This window comes from Methylobacterium sp. Gmos3 (assembly GCF_056430985.1).
Window position 1 is genome coordinate 416,263 of the sequence record NZ_JBWJYL010000001.1, and the last position, 23,443, is coordinate 439,705.

At 69.3% G+C, this 23,443-nt stretch carries 22 protein-coding genes and 1 tRNA gene; 15 read left to right on the top strand and 8 right to left on the bottom strand.

All coding sequences use genetic code 11. From position 1 onward, the window contains the following. Nucleotides 1-26: 26 nt before the first annotated feature. The 5 genes from ACS5Q7_RS02025 to ACS5Q7_RS02045 all read right to left on the bottom strand — a co-directional run bounded on the left by ACS5Q7_RS02025 (nt 27) and on the right by ACS5Q7_RS02045 (nt 5,745). Nucleotides 27-1,556, bottom strand: a complete 1,530-nt coding sequence (locus ACS5Q7_RS02025; RefSeq protein ID WP_478337747.1) for a heme biosynthesis HemY N-terminal domain-containing protein — start codon at nt 1,554-1,556, stop codon at nt 27-29. A 111-nt stretch (nt 1,557-1,667) separates the two neighbouring features. Next, the gene (locus tag ACS5Q7_RS02030; protein WP_478337748.1) at nt 1,668-3,683 is read right to left on the bottom strand and encodes a COG4223 family protein; all 2,016 of its coding nucleotides are present in this window, start codon (nt 3,681-3,683) and stop codon (nt 1,668-1,670) included. Between the two features lie 116 nt (nt 3,684-3,799). After that, nucleotides 3,800-4,492 carry a uroporphyrinogen-III synthase gene (locus tag ACS5Q7_RS02035; protein ID WP_478337749.1) on the bottom strand — a complete coding sequence of 231 codons (693 nt, stop codon included), beginning with the start codon at nt 4,490-4,492 and terminating at the stop codon, nt 3,800-3,802. A 5-nt stretch (nt 4,493-4,497) separates the two neighbouring features. Next, a complete protein-coding gene (locus ACS5Q7_RS02040; protein WP_478337750.1) occupies nt 4,498-5,376 on the bottom strand; it encodes an aldose 1-epimerase family protein in 879 nt (292 codons plus the stop codon). Nucleotides 5,377-5,436: 60 nt separating this feature from the next. After that, entirely contained in the window at nt 5,437-5,745 is a 309-nt protein-coding gene (locus ACS5Q7_RS02045) for a hypothetical protein (protein WP_478337751.1), read from the bottom strand. 223 nt (nt 5,746-5,968) lie between these two features. On the opposite strand from ACS5Q7_RS02045, the gene ACS5Q7_RS02050 reads away from it, so the two are divergent. Next, a complete protein-coding gene (locus ACS5Q7_RS02050; protein WP_478337752.1) occupies nt 5,969-6,979 on the top strand; it encodes a hypothetical protein in 1,011 nt (336 codons plus the stop codon). Between the two features lie 30 nt (nt 6,980-7,009). Here ACS5Q7_RS02050 and ACS5Q7_RS02055 read toward each other — a convergent pair whose 3' ends face one another. Then, nucleotides 7,010-7,675, bottom strand: coding sequence for a DNA-binding protein (locus ACS5Q7_RS02055; RefSeq protein WP_478337753.1), 666 nt, complete (start codon nt 7,673-7,675; stop codon nt 7,010-7,012). Between the two features lie 135 nt (nt 7,676-7,810). Here ACS5Q7_RS02055 and ACS5Q7_RS02060 point away from each other — a divergent pair, with 135 nt between their 5' ends. Next, nucleotides 7,811-8,476 carry a response regulator gene (locus tag ACS5Q7_RS02060; RefSeq protein WP_478337754.1) on the top strand — a complete coding sequence of 222 codons (666 nt, stop codon included), beginning with the start codon at nt 7,811-7,813 and terminating at the stop codon, nt 8,474-8,476. After that, nucleotides 8,476-9,732: a sensor histidine kinase gene (locus ACS5Q7_RS02065; RefSeq protein WP_478337755.1), complete on the top strand. Its 1,257-nt coding sequence runs from the start codon at nt 8,476-8,478 to the stop codon at nt 9,730-9,732. The genes ACS5Q7_RS02060 and ACS5Q7_RS02065 overlap by 1 nt, the downstream gene beginning before the upstream one ends. Here ACS5Q7_RS02065 and ACS5Q7_RS02070 read toward each other — a convergent pair. Further along, a complete protein-coding gene (locus ACS5Q7_RS02070; RefSeq protein WP_478337756.1) occupies nt 9,729-10,466 on the bottom strand; it encodes a sigma-70 family RNA polymerase sigma factor in 738 nt (245 codons plus the stop codon). The two genes, ACS5Q7_RS02065 and ACS5Q7_RS02070, sit on opposite strands and share 4 nt — an antisense overlap. A gap of 178 nt (nt 10,467-10,644) precedes the next feature. Then, nucleotides 10,645-10,721, bottom strand: a tRNA-Asp gene (locus ACS5Q7_RS02075). Nucleotides 10,722-11,085: 364 nt separating this feature from the next. On the opposite strand from ACS5Q7_RS02075, the gene ACS5Q7_RS02080 reads away from it, so the two are divergent. From ACS5Q7_RS02080 to nuoL, 12 genes are all read left to right on the top strand, one after another. Further along, on the top strand, nt 11,086-11,451 hold the full coding sequence (locus ACS5Q7_RS02080; protein WP_243930008.1) for an NADH-quinone oxidoreductase subunit A: 366 nt from the start codon (nt 11,086-11,088) through the stop codon (nt 11,449-11,451). A 42-nt stretch (nt 11,452-11,493) separates the two neighbouring features. Further along, complete coding sequence (locus ACS5Q7_RS02085; protein WP_243952833.1) at nt 11,494-12,084, top strand: NuoB/complex I 20 kDa subunit family protein; 591 nt, start codon at nt 11,494-11,496, stop codon at nt 12,082-12,084. A gap of 1 nt (nt 12,085) precedes the next feature. Then, entirely contained in the window at nt 12,086-12,733 is a 648-nt protein-coding gene (locus ACS5Q7_RS02090; protein WP_478337757.1) for an NADH-quinone oxidoreductase subunit C, read from the top strand. 15 nt (nt 12,734-12,748) lie between these two features. Next, nucleotides 12,749-13,939, top strand: coding sequence for an NADH-quinone oxidoreductase subunit D (locus ACS5Q7_RS02095; protein ID WP_478337758.1), 1,191 nt, complete (start codon nt 12,749-12,751; stop codon nt 13,937-13,939). Nucleotides 13,940-13,949: 10 nt separating this feature from the next. Next, nucleotides 13,950-15,026 (top strand): NADH-quinone oxidoreductase subunit NuoE, encoded by a 1,077-nt coding sequence (gene nuoE, locus ACS5Q7_RS02100; protein WP_478337759.1) that lies wholly within the window; start codon nt 13,950-13,952, stop codon nt 15,024-15,026. A 9-nt stretch (nt 15,027-15,035) separates the two neighbouring features. Further along, complete coding sequence (gene nuoF, locus ACS5Q7_RS02105; RefSeq protein ID WP_478337760.1) at nt 15,036-16,337, top strand: NADH-quinone oxidoreductase subunit NuoF; 1,302 nt, start codon at nt 15,036-15,038, stop codon at nt 16,335-16,337. A 190-nt stretch (nt 16,338-16,527) separates the two neighbouring features. Continuing rightward, the gene (nuoG, locus tag ACS5Q7_RS02110) at nt 16,528-18,609 is read left to right on the top strand and encodes an NADH-quinone oxidoreductase subunit NuoG (protein ID WP_478337761.1); all 2,082 of its coding nucleotides are present in this window, start codon (nt 16,528-16,530) and stop codon (nt 18,607-18,609) included. Between the two features lie 9 nt (nt 18,610-18,618). Continuing rightward, the gene (gene nuoH, locus ACS5Q7_RS02115; RefSeq protein WP_463848908.1) at nt 18,619-19,641 is read left to right on the top strand and encodes an NADH-quinone oxidoreductase subunit NuoH; all 1,023 of its coding nucleotides are present in this window, start codon (nt 18,619-18,621) and stop codon (nt 19,639-19,641) included. Between the two features lie 25 nt (nt 19,642-19,666). Further along, entirely contained in the window at nt 19,667-20,155 is a 489-nt protein-coding gene (gene nuoI / locus ACS5Q7_RS02120) for an NADH-quinone oxidoreductase subunit NuoI (protein ID WP_243952840.1), read from the top strand. Nucleotides 20,156-20,297: 142 nt separating this feature from the next. After that, a complete protein-coding gene (locus tag ACS5Q7_RS02125; protein WP_478337762.1) occupies nt 20,298-20,918 on the top strand; it encodes an NADH-quinone oxidoreductase subunit J in 621 nt (206 codons plus the stop codon). Between the two features lie 22 nt (nt 20,919-20,940). Continuing rightward, nucleotides 20,941-21,246 carry an NADH-quinone oxidoreductase subunit NuoK gene (nuoK, locus tag ACS5Q7_RS02130; RefSeq protein WP_010686008.1) on the top strand — a complete coding sequence of 102 codons (306 nt, stop codon included), beginning with the start codon at nt 20,941-20,943 and terminating at the stop codon, nt 21,244-21,246. A gap of 63 nt (nt 21,247-21,309) precedes the next feature. Then, nucleotides 21,310-23,418: an NADH-quinone oxidoreductase subunit L gene (gene nuoL, locus ACS5Q7_RS02135; RefSeq protein WP_478337763.1), complete on the top strand. Its 2,109-nt coding sequence runs from the start codon at nt 21,310-21,312 to the stop codon at nt 23,416-23,418. Nucleotides 23,419-23,443 lie beyond the last annotated feature (25 nt).

Below are 23,443 nucleotides of genomic sequence, written 5' to 3' on the forward strand. Positions count from 1 at the left end.
CCGCACGGCCCCAGATGAGCCGTTGTCTAGATATTGCTACGTTCTGACTGGGAAACAAGTTCGCCGCTGCGGGAAGAAGTGTCACGGGAAACAGTTTTGACGCTCGATCCTTCCGTCGCCGGGCCAGGGAGGGCCGCCGCCGCCATGCCCGCCGAGACCGGATCCGCGGTCCGTGTCCCAGGCTTCGGCTCGGCGGGCTTGGGCGCCACGAGGACCGGCTCGGACCGGGGCTCGTCCTCCTCCGGGTCCATGGGCTCGGCCGGGGCGCCGAGGGCGTTCGGCGGCGCCTGCCACGTGAAGGCGTCGAGCTGGCCGGTGACCGGCGAGACCGGCTCCCAGGTGCGCGAGGCGGTGCCGTCGGCGATCCACAGCGGGTCGCGCGGGGCGCGGGCGGCGCGGGAGAGCCATTCCCGGGCCCGGCCGGACTGGGCGCCGTGCTCGGCCTCCTCGATGGAGGCCATCATCAGGCAGGTGCGCGCCGTCGGCCCTTCGAGTGTGAGGGGCTGAAGCGCCTCGCGGGCGCGCCCGAAGTCACGGGCGTCCAGCGCCGCCTGGGCCACGGCGAGGCGCGCCTCGGGATCCCAGGACGAGATCTTGGCGAGCGTCTCCGCGCGGGCGAGGCGGTCACGCACGGAATCGCCCGTGCGCAGGCCGAGATAGACCTGGGCGAGGTCGGGATGCGGGTTGATCTTCCACGCGCCCTCGATCACGCGGGCGGCCTTCTTGAGGTCGCCGCGGCGGGCGAGCAGCCGGCCCGCGATGCAGGCGGCGGGCACGAGGCCGGGGCTCAGCTTCACCGCCTGAAGCGCCCGCTCGGCGGCGGATTCGGGCTCGCCAGCCTCCCGGTCGCGAGCGATGGCGGTGAGCAGCACGGCCCGCTGGCGCTTGGCCGCCTGCTTGTCGATCAGGCCGAGGGAGGCGCGGCGCTCCACCGTCTCCAGGGCGCCGGTCCAGTCGGTGTCGGCGCAATGCGCCTCCAGCATCGCGTCGTTGGCCCAGGTGACGCTCGGCGCGAGGCGCGACGCCTCAGCGGCGTAGGCGCGGGCGGCAACCTCGTCGTCCCGGCGGCGGGCCTCCACGAACAGGCCGCGCAGGCCGAGCACCCGCGTCTCGGGATCGTCGGCCATGGCCTGGAAGGCGCGCTCGGCGCCCTCGCGGTCCCCGGAGATCTGCGCGGCCTGGGCCTTCAGCAGAAGGGTCAGCGGCTCGGTGCCGAGCAGCCGCTCCGCGTCGCCCGCGTAGCGCTTGGCCGCCAGGGGATCGCCCGAGCCCACGGCGATCATTCCGCGCGAGAGGGCCGAGAGCCCCTTGGTCCGCCGCCGCTCGGAGGAGCCGCGCACCAGCGCCTCGGGCAGGCCGATGAAGCCGCGGATGATCGCCCAGACGATGCCGAGGACCACCGCCGCCGCGATCACGCCGACGATGGCGAGGGCGAGGCTGGTGCCGATCTGGTAGCCGTTCCACACCACCGTGACGGTGCCGGGCCTGTCGGCGATCCAGACCGCCCCGAAGGCGGCCACGGCCAGCAGGACGAGGTAGGCGAGGGCGCGCCACATGGGGTCAGTCTCTCCTGGCGCCGGCCGTGGGGCGGCCGGCGCGAATGCGGGATGGCGCGGGGCGTCTGGCACCCCGCGCCGATGGGCTGCGGTGGCGGGCGGGCGCCGCCGTCATTTCTGCGCGGCGGGGGCGGGCAGGGCCTGGAACGCGGCGGCGGTGAGCGCCTGCGAGGCGCCGGCCGCCTTGGCCCGCGCGGCGAGGGTCGTGCCGAAATCCCCGGCCTGGGCCTTCGCCTCGGGCGGCAGGGCATCGAACGCCTTGGCCGCGCCCGCGAGGTCGCCCCGGTCGAGGGCGGCCTGAACCGTCTCCTCGGGGGCTGCCGTCGCGCCGTTGGTCTCGGCCGCGCCGGACTCGACCTTGCGCACCTGCACGAGGCCATCGGCCATGCTGAGGAGCTTCGTGCGGAAATCGCCGCTCTCGGAGGCCGCCTTCACCTTGGCCGCCTGCCGCGCCTGGGCGATCTTGTCCGCGATGCCCCGGAACGTGCCGGCGAGCTGTGCCGTGGTCGGCGCGCCCTTCTCCGCGAAGGGGGCGAGGGCTTCGGCCTGATCCTGCGCGGACGGATTGAGCTTGCGCAGGGTGGCGAGCGGCTCGGCATAGGGCGTGCCGCTGGCGAGCGCCGAGGCGACCCGGTCGGCCACCACGACCCGCAGGGCCGCCTGGACGGTGGCGGCGGGGGCGCGGTCTGAGAGGCCCTTGTCGAGGGCGGCGATCTTGTCGCCCTGCTCGGTGAGCTTGCGGTCGACGGCCTTGGCGGCTTCGGCCGCCTGGCTCTGCCCGGCCTCGGCCGCCTTGCGGCTCGCCTCCGTGGCCGCCTGGACCGAGGCGGTCGCGGCCTGCACCTTGGCATCGAGGCTCTGTTGCAGGGAATCGAGCTTCTGGCCGAGGGCCGCGTCGGCATCGGCGTTCTGCTTGGTGCGCGACTCCATCTCGCTCTTGAGGGCGGCGATCGCGTCGGCCGTTTCCTTGGCCTTGGCTTCGTCCGCGCCTGCAGCCGGGGCCGCGCTTTCGAGGGCCTTCACGCGGGAATCGAGCTCGGCGAGTTGCTTGGCGCCGTCGGCCTGGGCGACGCCCATGCCGGCAACGGCGCCCGCGTCGCGGCCGGGCTCCTCGGTCAGCGCCGAGAGGCGCTGGTCCAGATTGTCGAGGCGGGCGGCGACATCCTGCGGGACGGCGGCCTCGCCCGAGGCCTGCGGCGGTGCGGAGGCCTTGTCGAGGGCCTGCTTGGCGCTCGCCTCGGCGGTGGCGACGCGCTTGTCGAGGGGCGCGAGGGCGTCCTTCGGCACGAAGGTGCCGAGGCGCTGATCGATGCCGGCGATCTTCTGGTTGAGGGCGGCGACGCGGCCGGCCTCGCCGCCGATTCCCGCCTTCTCGGCGGCGAAGAGCAGGCCCGCGCCGAGGACGCCACCGATCAGGCCGGCGGCGGCCATGGAGCCGAACCCGCCCCGCGCCTTCGCGGCCGGGGGCACGGCGGCGGCCGAGGCGGCGGACGCGGCCGGCGCCGGCGACACGGCGGGCTTCGGCGTGGCGGCGGGAGAGGGCGAGGCGGCCGGCGTCGGGCCGGGCTTCGCGGGGGAGGCCGAGGCCGCAGGCTTCACAGGATCGGACGGCTTCGCCGGCTCGCCGGGCTTGGGCGAATCCTTGGCCGCATCCTTAGTCGCATCCTTGGGCGAATCCTTCACGGCATCCGGGACGCGGGTCGCCTTCAGGTCGAGGATCGGCCCCGCCGTCACCGCCGCGCCGGCCACCGGGCCGGCCGGGCCGCCGGGACGGGCGCTCGGGCCGGCCGTGTTCACCGGATCGGGCTTCTTCGGATCGCCGGGCTTCGTCTCACCGGCCTTCGGGGGCTCGGATTTCGGAGGTTCGGCCTTCGGTGCATCCGTCTTCACCGGGCCACCGGAAGCGGCAACCGGCTTCGCCGGCTCCGTGGGCTTGACCGTCTCGGCGGGTTTCGAAGGCTCGGCGGCCTTGGGCGGCGTGCCGGCCGGGGAGGGGGTGACGGGTTTCGTCGCGGAAAGCGGCACCGCGCCGGGCTTCGCCTCGGGCTTGATCTCGGGCTTCGTCTCCGGCTTCGCGCCGGACGGCCCGGAGGCGGGCTTGTCTGCGTCGCTGGGCGCTGGCGTCACGGGCAGGTCCTCCACTCTCGGCGTCACGGCCGCTGCGGTGTCGCGGCGGCCCGTTCCCCTATCACCGCGCCGCCGGTTCCGGCGAGGGCGGCCTGTCGGCTTTGTCGGGCCGCCCGTCACCGGGCCAACCCGTCGAGCAGCGCCGTCTCGCGCGGCTGCGCCGCGACGAAATGGACCCGAATGCCCGCCTGTTCCAGCGTCCGCGCGACATCGGCGGACAGGCAGTAATGATTCAGAGCGCGGAAGGCTCCACCGTGCCCTGCCGCCTCGCACAGGGAGAGGGCGGTTTCCGCGCTGCGGCTTGAATAGTGCAAAGCGGCGTCCAGCGTTCCCGCCGACAGGGCATCCCCGACCGCGATGGGCAGATCGGCGACGGCCTTGGCCCGGTAGGCGATATGGGTGACGAGGCGGTAGCCCGCCTGCTCCAGCGACGCGGCGGGCTCCGGCTTGCGGTCTTCCCCGGCGACATGGAGCAGGCGCGCCCCGGCGTCGAGCCGTTGCGCGACGAGGGCGGCGAGGCCCGCCCCGTCGCCCGGCCCCTCGAACACCGGCCCGAGCCCGGCCGCCCGCGCGCACGCGGCGGTGCGCGCTCCCACCGCGAAGACGGGCACGCCCCGGAAACGCGCCTCGAGCGCCGGCACAGCATTGGCGCTGGTGAGGATCACCCCCTCGAACGGGCCGGACGGCACAGGCTCCTCCACGGGGCACACGGCGAGGACGGGCGCGACCACCGGGGCGTGGCCGAGCCCGGCCAGCGCCGCGCCCGTGCGCGAGGCCCCCGGCTCCGGCCGCGCCACCCAGACGCGCACGGTCCTCAGCCCTCCAGGCTCAGGCGCACCCCGTGGCGCGCCTGCGCGCCGGGGGCGAGGAGGCGCTGCGAATCGCGCTCCGTCAAATCGCCGTCGAAGCCCGCCCAATCGGCATGGCCGGTCCAGCATTCGAGGGAGACGAACGGCGCGGTGGGCTTGGTCCACACGGCCAGATGCGGAAAGTCCTCCGCCTCCATGCGGATCGCCGTCCCGCCCGGCCCGGTGAAGCGCATCACCCGGCTCGCCGCGTTCCGAAACACGAAGGCCTCGGTGAAGATCGCCGGATCGAGGGGCAGGAGGCGTCCGTCGAGGGGCACCGGCTGCTCGTCGCGCAGGAGGAGCCCCCCGTCGCCGACCTTGGGGGCGAAGGGCCGCTCGGCTGCCTCGAACTCCACCGCGTAGCCGCCGTCCTTCGCGCGCTCGCCCCCGGCGAAGGGCCAGGGGAAGGCGGGGTGGAAGCCCAGCGCATAGGGCAGGGGCCTGTCGCCGGGATTGGCGACGATCACCTCGAAATCGAGCCCGGCCGGGCGAAGGCGGGCCGTCACATCCAGGCGGAAGGCATAGGGGTAATGCGTCCGCGTCGCGTCGCTGTCGGTCAGGCGCAGCTGCACGGAATCGTCGCTGCGCTCGATGACGGCGAAGGTCAGATCGCGGGCGAAGCCGTGCTGGCCCATCGGGAAGGCGCGCCCGTCGACCCGCACCGCCGCGCCGGCCGAGGCGCCGACCACCGGGAAGAGCCAGGGGGCGTGCCGGTTCCAGTGGGCGGGATCGCCGCTCCACAGGTACTCGCGCCCGCCGACCCGCCACGAGACCGGCTCGGCCCCGTGGGTCGAGACGGTCGCCGTGGTGCCGTCCGGCGCGATGAGGTCGATCCGCTCGCCCACAGAATGCTCCCTCTCCAGTCGGTTCACGAGTTAACGGACCGGCGGGAGGGTGCAAGGGCCTCAGTCGAGCTTCTTCAGCGAACCGAGGTCGACCTCGCCGTTCTGGCTCGTGAAGGTGAGCGAGCGCGAGCCGCCATCGGCCTGCGAGACGCCGCCGATCCGGTGGTCACCGCTATCGTAGGTCGAGACCGTCCCGTCGGACTCGATCAGGAGCCGCTTCTTGTCGGGGAAGAAGGCGTATTTCATCCCGTTCTGGGAGCCGCTCGTGGCGGGCGAACCGAGATCCTCCGGCCACCAGGGCTTCGTGCCTTCCATGGGCTTCATCGGCTCCATGGGCTTCATGGGTTCCATCGGCTTCATCGGTTCCATGGTGCGTCCCCGCGGCTTACTTTCACGAGTTTAAAAGCCCCTCAAAGCCATTGGGATCCCTCCGATGCGATAAAGTATTTCCAGATGCGTCTATACTCAGTGGCATCAAGCAAAAATCATCATAAATCACATATTTTGGAGATATATTGAATGATATATTGCTAAAACTTTGTGTAATTAGATTATTGACAGATATATCCATCGGACGATAGACTAGCCCGCGATGGTCAAGCTTTCCAGAATTGCGGAAGATGCAATCGCATCTCTCCGAGATATTATAATTGAAGACGCTCATACCCAGACATTACATGCTGTAATAGAATCAATTTCCAGAATATCGCCGCAAGAATTGAAACATGCATCGAAAGCAATTGCGCAGGAAATTAATTATTCAAATAACAAATCATCTTTTTACTTTTTTTCACGCTCAAACTGCCGCAAAATATCCCTGATAAACCTCGATAGATCACCAAGCTTTAAATATATATTTCTATTCCATGGTGACGGTTACATTCGCGAAGCTGCCCTCGAAAAGATCTCAGAGGAAATCGCGAGTCCGTTCTTTGTGGCCGCCATCACTCTCCGTCTAAACGACTGGGTTTCTGCCGTACGCCAGAGTGCGGCGCGATGCGCGGAACGCGTCTTCCCGATCACAAAAGCGGCCACGCTCGCCCAAGCGTTCATGTACTTCTACCCACAGACGATGAGCTGGCGGCGCTGGGATCTCGAGCGGACGATTCTCGATCAAACGATCAGCCGCCCGGACGTGATCTCTGCTTTAGCTGAACGCATCATCGCCGAATCAAAGGCACCTGCGATAAGAATGCTCGCGGTGCTATTGCGCTTCCCTGAGCTTGATTCATTTCTCTACGATATCGCCTTCAAATCCAGCCAGCCATCCGTGCGAGCCCTGGCCTTACGCACACTCATTACCGGTCAAGCAAAATGGCGTGTTGGCACGACGCGCCAATGGATCGATAAATCAATGGGGCAATTTAGGATTGTCGCCGCTTTCGATCACCGGCCCATTACCGCGCACTACCCGTTGGTGGACCTCTGTACAAAGGGGTGCCACGATCGGTCGGCGATAGTCAGGAAGGTGGCTCTGGAAGGCGTGATCCACAGCCTACGGGGAACGTTGGCGGGCGCGGCGATTGCGCGCCCGCTCCTCGCGGATCACTCTCAAGGTGTCAGAAGCAGGGCTGAGTTCGTTCTGCGCGACCAACTGCTATGACGGGCAGGATGCTTCGTTGAGCGATGTCCATCACGGCCGCGGCCGCTCGCGGACCTGCCCGTCGAAGCCGACATGCAGTTCGTGTTCACGGCCATCCCCGTCCTTGGCCGCGACCTCGAGGTGGCGCGGCCCGCGCCCGGTGACGCGCACGTCGCTGTAGCCGGCGGACTGCACCGCCGCCGTCAGGGCCGGGACATCGGGGGCGGGGGCGAGGCCGACCCGGTCCTTCGCCCAATCGAGGGTGCCGAAGGGCGGGCCGCCCGCCGGGCCGAGCACCACCTGCTTGCCGTCACCATGGGTCAGCAGCCGGGCGTGGAGGAAGCCGTTCTCGAACCGGCCCTGCACGGTGACGCTCTCGCCCTTGGCGACGAGGGTCCCGCCTTCGCCGGCCCGGCCGGTCTCCACCAGCGCCCGGCCGGTCGGGTCCTGCACCACGAACTTGTTGCCGTAGATCTCGGCGACGTCGCCCTTGATCGCCGTCGCGCCGGAGGGCGCCAGGGCCTGGATCGCCACCGGCGCGACCGGCGTTTGCGCCACGGCGCGGTTCTTGGACAGCGATAGGCCCATCGCCCCGAAGGCGAGGGGCAGGGCGAGCGCCCCCACCACCCAGGTCCGCTTCGGGATGCGCTTGCCCGTCTCCGGCCGCGCGGCCGGGATTTCCGTCGCGGTGCCGTCGATCACCTTATCCTCACTCATTGTGTCTGCCTTTCCTGATCGGACCCGTTCGATCCGTGGCGGCTGGTCTAGGGAAGGGGGCGCGACGGGAACTGAACCGGGCGGTTCAGTTCCGGTTAAACGGCCTGACCTACCCGGAGCCGAGGAGGGACGGGCGTGAAGATCCTGCTGGTTGAGGACGATGCGGCGCTGGCGGCGGAGATCGACCGCGCCTTGCGCGCGGAGAACTTCGTCCTCGACCGGGCGGCGACGGGCGAGGATGCCCGCCATCTCGGCGAGACGGAGGGCTACGACGCCTGCATCCTCGATCTTGGCCTGCCGCGCGGCGACGGCGTTTCCGTCCTGACGGCGTGGCGGGCGGCGGGGCGGACGCTCCCCGTATTGGTGCTCACGGCCCGCGACGGGTGGAGCGACAAGGTCGCCGCGTTCAAGGCGGGCGCCGACGATTACCTCGTGAAGCCGGTGCGGGTGGAGGAACTGGTGATCCGCCTGCGTGCCCTGGTGCGGCGGAGCCAGGGGCACGGCGCGAGCCGCCTCAGCTGCGGCCCCCTGAGCTTCGATCCCGGCCTCGGCGCCTTCGAGCGGGACGGGCTGCCCCTGCGCCTCACCGGCCTCGAATGGCGGGTCCTGTCCTGCCTGATGCTCAACCGGGATTCGGTGGTGCCGCGCGCCTACCTGATCGAGCGGGTCTACGACGGCGACGCCGAGGTCGATTCGAACTCGGTGGAGGTGATCGTCGCGCGGCTGCGCAAGAAGATCGCCCCGGCGCGGATCGAGGCGGTGCGCGGCCACGGCTACCGCCTCACGGCCGAGGCGGCCTGATGCCCCTGCGCTTCGGCTCCCTGCGCACGCGCCTCGTCGCCGCCGCCCTCGCCGCCGTCACCGTGGCGCTGGTCGTCGCCGGCCTCGCCATCGGCGTGATCCTCACCCGCTTCCTGCGCGCGCAGATCGACGGGCGGCTCGATGCGCAGATCACGGCGCTACGTGCCGGACTCGAGGCCGGGACGCTGACCACCCATCCGGAGCGGTTCGACGGCCCGCCCTTCGACCGGCCGGGCGGCTGGATCTGGGAGGTGCGCCGGGGCGACGAGATCGTCCGCTCGGACTCGTTCGATGAGCGCCGGCCGCCCGCGAACCTGATGCTGCGCGAACTCGACCTGCTGGGGGAGCCGCCCGCGCGAATCCTCGTCGGCGCGCCGCAGGTGGCGCTCTACGGCCCCCTGCGCGATGTGCTCGTGAGTCTCGCCCTCGCGCTCGGCGGCCTCGGCCTCGTCCTCGCCTTCGGGGCGGTGGCGCAGGTGCGCCTCGGTCTCGCCCCCCTCCGGCGCCTGCGGGATCATCTCGCCGCCGTCCGCAACGGCCGGCAGGCGCGGATCCCCTCCCGCCAACCGGAGGAGGTCCGCCCCCTCGTCGCGGAGCTGAACGCCCTGCTCGACGAGAACGAGCGCAGCCTCGACCGCGCCCGGGGCCATGTGGCCAACCTCGCCCACGCCCTCAAGACGCCGCTCGCGACCCTCGCCCTGGCCCTGCGCGACCCCGCCCGCGATCCCGAGGGGATGCTCGCCGCGCAGGTGGACGACATGGACCGGCGGGTGCGCCACCACCTGCGCCGCGCCCGGGCCGCCGCCCTCGCGGGGCCGGGCCGGGCGCGCACGCCCCTGCTGCCGCGCCTCACGGACCTGCGGGCGGTGCTGGTGCGCATCCACGCCGGGAAGGCGCCGGAGATCACGCTCGCCGTGCCGGACGGCCTCGCCCTGGCCTGCGAGGAGCAGGATTGCGACGAGATGCTGGGCAACCTCCTCGACAATGCCTGCCGGTGGTGCGCCGGGCGGGTCTCCGTCACCGCGCAGCGAGTCGGGGCGCAGATCGAAATCCGCATCGAGGATGACGGCCCCGGCCTGACGCCGGAGGCCGCGACGGCGGTGATGGCGCGCGGCCGGCGCCTCGACGAGGCCGTCCCCGGCGACGGGTTCGGCCTGCCGATCACCCTCGAACTGGCGGAATTGTACGGCGGTGCGCTGAGCCTCGGGCGCGCGGCGAGCGGGGGCCTGCGCGCGACCCTCGTCCTGCCGGGCTAGACCGAGGCGTCGCTCGTCGTGCCGAGCGCCGAGAGGGTGACGCCGTCGCTGCCGATATCGGCGCCGCCATAGCCGAGCATCCGCGCGAGCTGGGCCCGCGCCCGCCAGACCCGGCTCTTGGCCGTGCCGATCTGGCATTCCATGACGGCGGCGGCCTCCTCGTAGCTGAGGTTCTCGATGCCCACGAGGACGAGGGCCTCGCGCATCACTGGCGCGAGGCGGTCGAGGGCCGCGCGCACGTCCTGGAGGTCGAGATGCCCGCCCTGTTCGGGGGCGGCGGCGAGTCGGCCGGCATAATCGCCGTCGCTGTCGGGAACCTCGCGGGTCTGGCGACGGTGGCGGCTGTAGAAGACGTTCCGCAGAATCGTGAACAGCCACGCTTCGAGGTTCGTGCCCGGCGCGAATCCCCCGCGCCCGCGCCACGCGCGCAGGAGCGCATCCTGCACGAGGTCGTCGGCGGCCGCCGGCTCGCGGGCGAGCGACAGGGCGAACCGGCGCAGCGCCGGCACGCTCGCGAGCAGCCCCGTGCGGAACGTGTCCTCATCCGCCGCGCCCAGGCGCCCGGCCTGCCCCAGCGCCTTGTCCAGGCGCGCGAGCAGGTCCGCGAACCCATCGGGCTCGCTCGGCGCGTCCGCGTAGGCGCCCTGCAGGAGCGCGCCCAGATGCCGGCGCACGGAATCGGGAAGAGCGGGGGCGGCGTCGCCGTCCAGGAGAGAGACGTCGGATTCGGTCATCAGGTCCGCTGGAAGACGGCGCGAGAGAAGGGCTCGCGTCGGGACCTGAAGTGTTACCTGACACGGAGGGGATCGCCGCAACATGCGTTAACCGGTAAGCGCATACCAGCTGCGCCGCCGGGCGGAGCACCGTGCGCACAACGCCGCATGGGCGAACCGGCGATGGGGAAGCGTGAAGTGGCGCGGGCGACGGGGCTCGAACCCGCGACCTCCGGCGTGACAGGCCGGCACTCTAACCAACTGAGCTACGCCCGCGCGGGCGGCCGCTGCTGAGCACCTCAGTGCTGCGCGACGACGGGGGGTGTATGGATGGGAGCCCCCCCTGTCAAGCGCGAGTCGCGCCCGAATTCTCACGTCAGGCGAGAAAGCTTGGCGGGCCGGGAATCGCGGTTGTCGCGGGCGTCGCTCTGCCACGTGTGCGGATCTGCCGTCTGCGCAGACCGACCCCATTCACCATCTTGGGGAGGGCAGCGCGGTTTGTGCGACGCGCAACGCCCATTGTCATGCGGCGGCGGCTCGACTAAGCCACGCCCGAACGCATCCTGGCATAAGAACAATTCCACCGGGGGAGCCGGTCCGGCCTCGCGCCGCTCCGTCCCTCGTCTCGTGAGGCTCGGGCATGACCGGACTGCTGGCGGACTACCTTCCGCTCATCGTGTTCATCGGGGTGGCGCTCTTCATCGCCGCCGCCCTTCTGGTGGTTCCGTTCCTCGTCGCCTTCAAGGCGCCGGACCCCGAGAAGCTGTCGGCCTACGAGTGCGGCTTCAACGCCTTCGACGACGCGCGCATGAAGTTCGACGTGCGCTTCTATCTCGTCGCCATCCTGTTCATCATCTTCGACCTCGAGGTCGCCTTCCTCTTCCCCTGGGCGATCACCTTCGGGGAGCTCGGGTGGTATGGCTTCTGGTCGATGATGATCTTCCTCGGCGTGCTGACCGTCGGGTTCGTCTACGAGTGGCGCAAGGGCGCCCTCGAGTGGGACTAACCCCCGCGATCCGCCGAGACCGTTGAGATTCCGAGGCGCTGAATGGCCCTGATCACCGAGACCTCACCCCGGACCCCGGCCATCGCGCCGCAGCCGAAGGGGATCATCGATCCGAACACCGGCCGCCCCATCGGCGCCGACGACCCGACCTTCCTGTCGATCAGCGACGAGCTGGCCGACCGGGGCTTCCTGCTCACCAGCGCCGACGAGCTCATCAACTGGGCCCGCACCGGCTCGCTGATGTGGATGACCTTCGGGCTCGCCTGCTGCGCCGTCGAGATGATGCAGATGTCGATGCCGCGCTACGATTGCGAGCGCTTCGGCTTCGCCCCGCGCGCCTCGCCACGCCAGTCCGACGTGATGATCGTCGCCGGCACGCTCACCAACAAGATGGCCCCGGCTTTGCGCAAGGTCTACGACCAGATGCCGGAGCCGCGCTACGTCATCTCGATGGGCTCCTGCGCCAACGGCGGCGGCTATTACCACTACTCCTACTCGGTGGTGCGCGGCTGCGACCGGGTGGTGCCGGTGGACATCTACGTGCCCGGCTGCCCGCCCACGGCGGAGGCGCTGCTCTACGGGGTGCTCCTCCTGCAGAAGAAGATCCGCCGCATCGGGACGATCGAGCGCTGACATGACGAACGGCATCTCGATCCTGAGCCACACCCCGGCCGAGGGCGGCGCCGACGCCGTCGCCACCCTGGCCGAGCGCGTCTCCGGGGCGCTGGGTCCGGCCGTCGTGTCGAAGGCCATCGCCTTCGGCGAGCTGACGCTGGTCGTGCAGGCCTCCGACATCGTCTACGCGCTCACCTACCTGCGCGACGACCCGGCCTGCGGCTTCCGCTGCTTCATCGACCTGTGCGGGGCGGATTACCCGCAGCGGGAGAAGCGGTTCGACGTCGTCTACCACCTGCTGTCCCTGCGCCATAACACCCGCATCCGGGTGAAGGTGCAGACCGACGAGGTGACGCCGGTCCCCTCGATCATCGAGGTCTTCCCCGCTGCCAACTGGTACGAGCGCGAGACCTACGACCTGTACGGGATCCTGTTCTCGGGCCACCCGGACCTGCGCCGGCTGCTGACCGATTACGGGTTCGAGGGCCACCCCTTGCGCAAGGACTTCCCGCTCACCGGCTTCGTCGAGGTCCGCTACGACCAGGACGAGGGCCGCGTGGTCTACGAGCCGGTCCAGCTGACGCAGGAATTCCGGAACTTCGACTTCCTCTCGCCGTGGGAGGGCACGGACTACGTGCTCCCGGGCGATGAGAAGAAGTCGGCCTGACGCGCGGAGGTCTTCGTGACGGAACACAACATCCGCAACTTCGCCATCAACTTCGGCCCGCAACATCCTGCGGCGCATGGAGTTCTCCGGCTGGTCCTCGAACTCGACGGCGAGGTCGTGGAGCGTGTCGATCCGCATATCGGCCTGCTGCATCGCGGCACCGAGAAGCTGATCGAGCACAAGACCTACGTCCAGGCGACGCCCTATTTCGACCGGCTCGACTACGTGTCGCCGATGAACCAGGAGCATGCCTTCTGCCTCGCGATTGAGAAGCTCGCGGGCATCGAGGTGCCGCGCCGGGCGCAGCTGATCCGCGTGCTGTTCTGCGAGATCGGCCGGCTGCTGTCGCACCTCCTCAACGTCACGACGCAGGCGATGGACGTCGGCGCCCTCACGCCCCCGCTCTGGGGCTTCGAGGAGCGCGAGAAGCTGATGATCTTCTACGAGCGGGCCTCCGGCGCCCGGCTCCACGCCAACTACTTCCGGCCGGGCGGCGTCCACCAAGACCTGCCGCCGAAGCTGATCGAGGATATCGACGCCTTCTGCGACCCGTTCCTTCAGGTGGTGGACGACCTGGATGCGCTCGTGATGGAGAGCCGCATCTTCAAGCAGCGCAACGTCGACATCGGCATCGTGTCCGTCGACGAGTGCATGGCCTGGGGCTTCTCGGGCGTGATGGTGCGCGGCTCCGGCATCCCGTGGGACCTGCGCAAGAGCCAGCCCTACGAGTGCTACGAGGAGATGGATTTCGACATCCCCGTGGGCAAGAACGGCGACACCTACGACCGGCAGGTGATCCGCATGGAAGAGATGCGGGAATCGGCCAAGATCATGAAGCAGTGCTGCGCCAAGCTGCGCGAGCCCGCCGGCCAGGGGCCGATCGCCTCCATGGACGGCAAGTTCGCGCCGCCGCCGCGCCGGGAGATGAAGCGCTCGATGGAAGCGCTCATCCACCACTTCAAGCTCTACACCGAGGGCTTCCACGTCCCCGAGGGGGAGGTCTACGCCGCGGTCGAGGCGCCCAAGGGCGAGTTCGGCGTGTATCTCGTGTCGGACGGCACCAACAAGCCGTACCGCTGCAAGATCCGCGCTCCGGGCTTCGCGCATTTGCAGGCGATGGACTGGATGTGCCGTGGGCACCTTCTGGCCGACGTGTCCTGCGTGCTCGGCACGCTCGACATCGTGTTCGGCGAAGTGGATCGGTAAGACAGCAGCGATGGCCAACCGCAGACTCGCCCCCGCCTCCGAGCAACCCGAGAGCTTCGCCTTCACGCCCGAGAACGCGGAGTGGGCGAAGCACCAGATCGCGAAATACCCGGAAGGCCGGCAGGCTTCCGCCGTGATCCCGCTCCTGTGGAAGGCGCAGGAGCAGAATGGCGGCTGGCTGCCGCAGAAGGCGATCGAGGCGGTGGCGGCCGAACTCGGCATGCCGAAGATCCGCGTGCTCGAAGTGGCGACCTTCTACACGATGTTCGCCCTGGAGCCGGTGGGTCGGTTCTGGATCCAGCTCTGCGGCACGGTGCCGTGCGATTCCTGTGGCGCCCGCGAGCTGAAGGGCATGCTGGAGAAGCGCCTCGGCCCACCCGGCCACGTCTCGGCGGACGGCAACTTCTCCTGGCTGGAAGTCGAGTGCCTGGGCGCCTGCTGCAACGCGCCCATGGTGCAGATCAATCAGGACTATTACGAGGACCTGACCCCCGAATCGCTGTCGCAGTTGATGGACGACCTCGCGGCCGGACGGCCGGTGAAGATCGGCTCGCAGACCGGGCGCACCTCCTCCGAGCCGCAGGGCGGCGCCAACACGCTCACCGACGAGACCCTGTTTGATGGGTCGCGGGTGGGCGCGTGGCGCAAGCGCTTCGAGCAGGCGAAGGAGGCCGAGGGCGCCGAGGCGACGACGCCCCCCGCCAAGACCGGCGAGGCCGAATCGGCGACGCAGCAGGCGGCCAGCGCGCCCCGGCCCGCCAAGCCCGATGCCGGCCGCCCGGTGGAGCGGACGGTCTCCGACGCCCCGGCCCAGCGCGCCGCGGACGGACAGGAGCCGGTGAAGCCCGAGGACCGGGCCGACGCCGCCGAGCGCGGCCAATCCATCGCCAAGCATGGCGGTGCCCGCCAGGGCGATGCGGACGCCCTCGATTCGCCGGCCAAGCGCGTCGCCGAGGGCGAGCCCGCCGCCGGCGAGGAGAGCCGCCAGGAATTGCCGGGTCGCGACATCCCCCCGCCGCCGCCGGAAGCCACCGGCGCCAGCGAGGCGGTGGAGGAAAAGCTCGCCTCCGACGACGAGAAGAAGTGAGGGCCTGACATGCTCGCCGATCAGGATCGCATCTTCACCAACCTCTACGGGCTGCATTCGCCGGGGCTCGACGCCGCGAAGAAGCGCGGCGCCTGGGACGGAACCAAGTTCCTCCTGGAGCAGGGCCGCGACTGGATCATCGAGGAAATGAAGGCCTCAGGGCTGCGCGGCCGTGGCGGCGCCGGCTTCCCGACCGGCCTCAAGTGGTCGTTCATGCCCAAGAAGTCGGACGGGCGGCCGCATTACCTCGTGGTCAACGCCGACGAGTCGGAGCCGGGCACCTGCAAGGACCGGGAGATCATGCGGCACGATCCGCATCTCCTGATCGAAGGCTGCATGCTGGCCTGCTTCGCGATGGGCGCGCATGCCTGCTACGTCTACATCCGCGGCGAGTACGTCGCCGAGAAGCACGCCCTGCAGAAGGCGGTGGACGAGGCCTATGAGGCGCGCCTCGTCGGTCAGAACAACGTCCACGATTACCCGTTCGACATCTACGTCCACCACGGCGCGGGCGCGTATATCTGCGGCGAGGAGACGGCCCTCATCGAGAGCCTTGAGGGCAAGAAGGGGATGCCGCGGCTGAAGCCGCCTTTCCCGGCCAATATGGGCCTCTACGGCTGCCCCACGACCGTGAACAACGTCGAATCCATCGCGGTGGCGGGCACGATCCTGCGGCGCGGCGCGGCGTGGTTCGCCGGGCTCGGCGGCAAGAACAACACCGGCACCAAGCTCTTCTGCATCTCGGGGCACGTCAACACGCCGTGCAACGTCGAGGAGGAGCTGGGCATCACCTTCCGCGAGCTGATCGACAAGCATTGCGGCGGCATGCGCGGCGGCTGGGACAACCTCCTCTGCTCCATCCCCGGCGGCTCCTCGGTGCCGCTGGTGCCGGCCGAGCAGATCATCGACGCGAAGATGGACTTCGACACGCTGCGCAACCTCGGCTCGGGCCTCGGCACGGCGGCGGTGATCGTGCTCGACAAGTCCACCGACATCGTCGGCGCCATCGCCCGCATCTCGTACTTCTACAAGCACGAATCCTGCGGCCAGTGCACACCCTGCCGCGAGGGCACGGGCTGGATGTGGCGGGTGCTGACGCGCATGGCCGAAGGCAGGGCGCAGAAGCGCGAGATCGACATGCTGTTCGAGGTGACGAAGCAGATCGAGGGCCACACGATCTGCGCGCTCGGCGACGCGGCGGCCTGGCCGATCCAGGGCCTCATCCGCCACTTCCGCCCGGAGATCGAGAAGCGGATCGACCGCTACTCGGCCAACCCCCATTCCGATCCGGTGCCGATGGCAGCGGAGTGATCATGATGCGTGTCTCCAGCCCCCAGCCTCATCCTGAGGTGCCCGCGTCAGCGGGCCTCGAAGGAGACCTCCAGGGGTCGCGCGGCCGGCTGGAGCCCTCCTTCGAGGCTCGGCGCTGCCTCGCACCTCAGGATGAGGTCGCGGGTGGGACCGGGGCTCGCGCGTTCGTGCCAGATTTCGAGACGTTCCGATGACCAAAATCCTCGTCGACGGCACCGAGGTCGATGTCCCGGCCGATTACACGCTGCTCCAGGCGTGCGAGATCGCGGGGGCCGAGATCCCGCGCTTCTGCTTCCACGAGCGCCTGTCCATCGCCGGCAATTGCCGCATGTGCCTCGTGGAGCTGAAGGGCGCCCCGAAGCCGGTGGCCTCCTGCGCCTACGCGGTGAAGGATTGCCGGCCGGGCCCGAACGGCGAGCCGCCGGAGGTGCTGACGCGCTCCGGCCTCACCAAGAAGGCCCGCGAGGGGGTGATGGAGTTCCTCCTCATCAACCACCCGCTCGATTGCCCGATCTGCGACCAGGGCGGCCATTGCGACCTGCAGGATCAGGCGATGGCCTACGGCGTCGACTCGACCCGCTATCAGGAGAACAAGCGGGCGGTCGAGGAGAAGCATATCGGCCCGCTGGTGCGGACGGCGATGAACCGCTGCATCCACTGCACCCGCTGCGTGCGCTTCCTGGCGGAGGTGGCCGGCGTGCCGGACCTCGGCGCCATCGGGCGCGGCGAGGACATGGAGATCACGAGCTACCTCGAACAGTCGATGGCCTCGGAGCTTCAGGGCAACGTCGCCGACCTGTGCCCGGTGGGCGCGCTGGTCCACAAGCCGCAGAGCTACAACGTCCGCCCCTGGGAGCTGTCCAAGACCGAATCGGTCGACGTGATGGACGCCGTGGGCTCGGCGATCCGCGTCGACACCCGTGGCCGCGAGGTCATGCAGATCGAGCCGCGCGTCAACGAGGACATCAACGAGGAGTGGATCTCCGACAAGACCCGCCACGTCGTGGACGGGCTGCGGATGCAGCGCCTCGACCGGCCGTACCTGCGCGAGAACGGCCGCCTGCGCCCGGCCTCCTGGGGCGAGGCGTTCCAGGCCATCGCCGCCAAGGTGAAGGGCACCGAGCGCAAGCGCATCGGCGCCATCGTCGGCGACCTGGCTGCGGTGGAGGAGACCTTCGCGCTGCGTGAGCTGATCCGCAGCCTCGGGTCGGCCAACCTCGATTGCCGCCAGACCGGCGCGGGCCTCGACCCGTCGCTTGGCCGGGCGAGCTACCTCTTCAACCCGACCGTCGCCGGCATCGAGGCGGCGGACGCGATCCTGATCGTCGGCGCCAACCCGCGCACTGAAGCCTCGATGCTGAACGTGCGCATCCGCAAGCGCTGGCGCATGGCCCCGCTGGCGGTGGGCGTGATCGGCGAGCAGATCGACCTGACCTACCCGAGCCACTATCTCGGCGCAGGTTCCGAGTCGCTGGCCGCCCTGGCGCGGGGCGAGCACAGCTTCCTCGACATCCTCAAGGAGGCGAAGGCTCCGCTCATCGTCGTCGGCGCGAACGTCGCCCCCGGCGTGATGGCCGCCGCCGCCACGCTGGCGCAGGAGATCGGCGCGACCGCCGAGGGCAAGCCCGGCTTCGGCATGCTGCACCATGCCGCCGCGCGGGTTGGCGCGCTGGACCTCGGCTTCGTGCCGGGGGAGGGCGGTCTGACCTTCGCGCAGATGATTGCCGCCGGCGGGGTGGACGTGCTGTTCAACCTCGGCGCCGACGAGTGCGACGTCGCCCCCGGCGCCTTCGTGATCTACCAGGGCACCCACGGCGACAGGGGCGCTTCCCGCGCCGACGTGATCCTGCCGGGCGCCGCCTATACCGAGAAGAACGCGACCTACGTGAACCTCGAAGGCCGGGTGCAGGTCGCCAACCGCGCCGGATTCCCGCCGGGCGACGCCCGCGAGGATTGGGCGATCCTGCGCGCCCTGTCGGACGTGCTGGGCCACCGCCTGCCATTCGATTCGCTGATCGCGCTCCGCAAGGCGCTCTACGCGGCCCACCCGCATTTCGCCGCCGTCGATGCGGTGGAGGCCGGTGACGTGGCCGGCGCGGTGGCGGCCTTGGCGCAGCGCGGCGGCGAGACCGGAACCGGGGCCTTCGTGTCGCCGGTCGGTGATTTCTACCTGACGAACCCGATCGCCCGCGCGTCGCGGGTGCTGGCCGAATGCTCGCGGCTCGCCCGCGAGCGGGCGGCCGAGCCTCAGCCCCTCGCGGCGGCCGAGTAGGAGAGCCCGATGACGCCCCTGGAACTGATCGGGACCGTGCTCCTGATCGCGCTGAAGAGCTTCGTGCTCCTCGCCGCGCTCCTCGTCTTCATCGCCTACGCACTCCTCGCCGACCGGAAGATCTGGGCGGCGGTGCAGCTGCGCCGGGGGCCGAACGTGGTCGGTCCCTACGGCCTGTTCCAGTCCTTCGCGGATCTGCTCAAGTTCGTGTTGAAGGAGCCCGTCATTCCGGCGGGCGCCAACAAGGCGATCTACCTGCTGGCACCCCTGGTCTTCGCCATGCTCGCCCTGTCGAGCTGGGCGGTGATGCCGATCGCCGACGGCTGGGCCATCGCCGACATCAATGTCGGCATCACCTACATCTTCGCGATCTCGTCGCTCGGCGTGTACGGCGTCATCATGGGCGGCTGGGCGTCGAACTCGAAATACGCCTTCCTCGGCGCGTTGCGCTCGGCGGCGCAGATGATCTCCTACGAGGTGTCGCTGGGCTTCGTGATCATCTGCGTGCTGATGTGCGCGGGCTCGCTCAATCTCACGCGGATCGTGACGGCGCAGGACACCAGCCTCGGCCTGTTCGGCTGGTACTGGCTGTGGCTGTTCCCGATGTTCGTGGTGTTCTTCATCTCGGCGCTGGCCGAGACCAACCGCCCGCCCTTCGACCTGCCGGAGGCCGAATCGGAGCTCGTGGCCGGCTACATGGTCGAGTATTCCTCGACCCCGTACCTGCTGTTCATGCTCGGCGAGTACGTCGCGATCATGAGCATGTGCGCGCTCGGCACCGTGCTGTTCCTCGGCGGCTGGCTCTCGCCGATCCCGTTCGCGCCCTTCACCTGGGTGCCCGGCGTGATCTGGTTCGTGCTGAAGGCGAGCTTCCTGTTCTTCGGCTTCGCGATGGTGAAATCCATCGTGCCGCGCTACCGCTACGACCAGCTGATGCGGCTCGGCTGGAAGGTGTTCCTCCCCCTCTCGCTCGTCTCGGTTGTGGTCGTGGCCTTCGTCCTGAAGATCACCGGCCTGGCGCCCGGCGCGTGACCACAAGACACCCGGAGATCACGGCATGAAGCTGGATCAGGTTGCCAAGAGCCTCCTCTTGAAGGAGTTCGTGTCGGGAATGGTCCTCGGCATGCGCTACTTCTTCAAGCCGAAGGCGACGATCAACTACCCGTTCGAGATGGGCCATCGCGGGCCGCGCTTCCGGGGCGAGCATGCGCTCCGCCGCTACCCCAACGGCGAGGAGCGCTGCATCGCCTGCAAGCTCTGCGAGGCGATCTGCCCGGCCCAGGCCATCACCATCGAGGCGGGGCCGCGCCGGAACGACGGCACGCGCCGCACCACCCGCTACGACATCGACATGGTGAAGTGCATCTATTGCGGCATGTGCCAGGAAGCCTGCCCGGTGGACGCCATCGTGGAGGGGCCGAACTTCGAGTTCTCGACGGAGACCCGCGAGGAGCTGCTCTACGACAAGCAGAAGCTGCTCCTGAACGGCGACCGCTGGGAGCGCGAGATCGCGCGCAACATCGCGATGGATGCGCCCTACCGCTGAGAGGCATGCACGCCGCTCGGCCGCCGCATTGCGGCAAGACCGTTGTGCCGGCCCTGGCCGGGTTCTATAGACGGGCCGCCTGCGGCGGCCTGACGCCACCGAGGCAGAAGGGGCCGCGCGAGCGGCCGGACGCACGAAGCGCATGACCGCAGCAGCCGCCTTCTTCTACCTGTTCGCGAGCCTCGCCGTCGCGTCGGGCTTCATGGTGATCGCCTCCCGCAATCCCGTTGCGTCGGTGTTGTTCCTGATTCTCGCCTTCGTGAACGCGGCGGGGCTGTTCGTGCTGATGGGCGCGGAATTCCTCGCGATGATCCTCGTGGTCGTCTACGTGGGCGCGGTCGCCGTGCTGTTCCTGTTCGTGGTGATGATGCTCGACGTGGATTTCGCCGAGCTGCGCCAGGGCTTCCAGCAATACCTGCCGATCGGCGCGCTGATCGGCGCGATCTTCCTGATCGAGCTCCTGCTGGTGGTCGGCTCCTGGACGATCGATCCGGGCCTCGTGCAGGCACCGCTCGGCAACGTCGCGACCGCGGAGAACGTGACCAACGCCCAGGCGCTCGGCCGCGTGATCTACACGGACTACGCGTATTTCTTCCAGATCGCCGGCCTCATCCTCCTCGTGGCGATGATCGGCGCGATCGTGCTGACGCTGCGGGATCGGCCGGGCGTGAAGCGCCAGAACATCGCGGTGCAGAACGCCCGCACCCAGGCCAGTGCCGTGGAGACCCGCAAGGTGCCTTCGCGCCAGGGCGTGGAAGTCTGATGCCCGCCGGAGGGATTGCACGATGATCGGCCTCAGCCACTACCTCACCGTCGCGGCGATCCTGTTCACGCTCGGCGTGCTCGGCATCTTCATCAACCGCAAGAACATCATCGTCATCCTGATGTCGGTCGAGCTGATCCTGCTCTCGGTCAACATCAACCTCGTGGCCTTCTCGACCCAGCTGAACGACATCACCGGACAGGTCTTCGCCCTGTTCGTGCTGACCGTCGCGGCGGCCGAGTCGGCCATCGGCCTCGCCATCCTGGTGGTGTTCTTCCGCAACCGCGGATCGATCGCGGTCGAGGACGTGAGCATGATGAAGGGCTGACCTCAGCCCCTCGTCGTCTCCCAACCCGCCCCGCCCGACGCGAAGACGGACAGCCTTCCCCCGATGTACCACGCGATCGTCTTCTTCCCGCTCATCGGCGCCCTCACCGCCGGCCTGTTCGGGCGCTATCTCGGCGCGCGGGCCTGCGAGTATATCACCACGGCGTGCCTCGCCTTCGCGGCGCTGATCGCCTGGGGCGTCTTCCTGGAAGGCGGCCCGGAGGTGCGGGTGCAGGTGGCCTCGTGGTTCACCGCCGGGGACCTGACGGTGGACTGGGCCTTCCGCATCGACACGCTGACGCGGGTGATGCTGGTGGTCGTGACCTCGGTCTCGACCCTCGTGCACCTCTACTCCATCGGCTACATGGAGGAGGATCCGCACCGGCCGCGCTTCTTCGCGTACCTGTCGCTGTTCACCTTCGCCATGCTGATGCTGGTGACGGCGGACAACCTCGTGCAGATGTTCTTCGGCTGGGAGGGCGTGGGCCTCGCCTCCTACCTGCTGATCGGCTTCTGGTACGAGAAGCCCTCGGCGAACGCCGCCGCGATGAAGGCCTTCATCGTCAACCGGGTCGGCGATTTCGGCTTCTCGCTCGGCATCTTCCTCGTCTTCGTGCTGTTCGGCTCGGTGGCCTTCGACGGGATCTTCCCGAAGATCGACGCCGTGAAGGAGATGAGCTTCCACTTCCTCGGGCACGACTGGAACGCCCTGACGCTCGCCTGCCTGCTCCTGTTCATGGGCGCGATGGGCAAGTCGGCGCAGTTCCTGCTCCACACGTGGCTGCCGGACGCGATGGAGGGCCCGACGCCGGTCTCCGCGCTCATCCATGCGGCGACGATGGTGACGGCGGGCGTGTTCATGGTGGCCCGTCTCTCGCCGCTCTTCGAGGTCGCCCCGGACGCGCTGATCGTCGTGACGGTCATCGGCGGCATCACCTCGTTCTTCGCGGCCACGATCGGCCTCGTGCAGAACGACATCAAGCGGGTGATCGCGTACTCGACCTGCTCGCAGCTCGGCTACATGTTCGTGGCGCTCGGCGTCGGCGCCTACTCGGCCGGCGTGTTCCACCTGTTCACCCACGCCTTCTTCAAGGCGCTGCTGTTCCTCGGGGCCGGCTCGGTCATCCACGCGATGCACCACGAGCAGGACATGCGGAACATGGGCGACCTACGCCGCTACATCCCCTTCACCTGCGCGATGATGGCGATCGGCACCCTCGCGCTGATCGGCTTCCCCTTCACCTCCGGCTACTACTCGAAGGATGCGATCATCGAGGCGGCCTATGCCTCGACCCGGCCGGGCCACACGCTGGCCTTCCTGTGCACGGTGATCGCCGCGTTCTTCACCTCGTTCTACTCCTGGCGCCTGTTCTTCATGACCTTCGAGGGTCCGGCGCGCTGGGGCGTCCACGCGGCGCACGATCACCACGCCGCGCCGGCCGTCGCCCATTCCGCCATGGCCCACGAGGCCGATGGCGCGCCGGGGCACACCGAGGGCGCAGCCCACGACGACAAGGGCCACGACATCGAGCCGGCCCACCACAGCAACGTGGTGGCGGACGACCATCACGGCCACGGGCACCACGGCGATCACACGCCGCACGAGAGCCCGCTGGTGATGACGATCCCGCTGGCGGTGCTGGCCTTCGGCGCGCTGTTCGCCGGCCTGATCTTCAAGAACAAGTTCATCGGCGAGGGCATGGACGCCTTCTGGGGCCACGCCCTGGCGCATGGCCCGAACAACCACATCATGCACGAGATCCACGAGGTGCCGGCGCTGGTCTCCTACTCGCCGTTCATCATGCTGGTGGGGGGCTTCGTCCTGGCCTTCTGGATGTACATCCGCCAGCCGAAGCTGCCGGGCGAGCTCGCCGCGCAGCAGCCGACCCTGTACCGCTTCCTGCTCAACAAGTGGTACTTCGACGAGATCTACGACGCGATCTTCGTGCGCCCGGCGAAGAAGTTCGGCCTGTTCCTCTGGAAGGAGGGTGACGGCCGGATCATCGACGGGTTCGGTCCGAACGGCATCGCCGCCCGGGTGGTGGACGTCACCCGCGGGGTGGTCCGCCTCCAGACCGGCTACCTCTACCACTACGCGTTCGTCATGCTCATCGGCGTCGCCGGCCTGATCAGCTGGTACCTGATGTCCGGCCTGCCCAAGGGCACTCACTGATGCGACGGTCTTCGTTGCGGCAGGC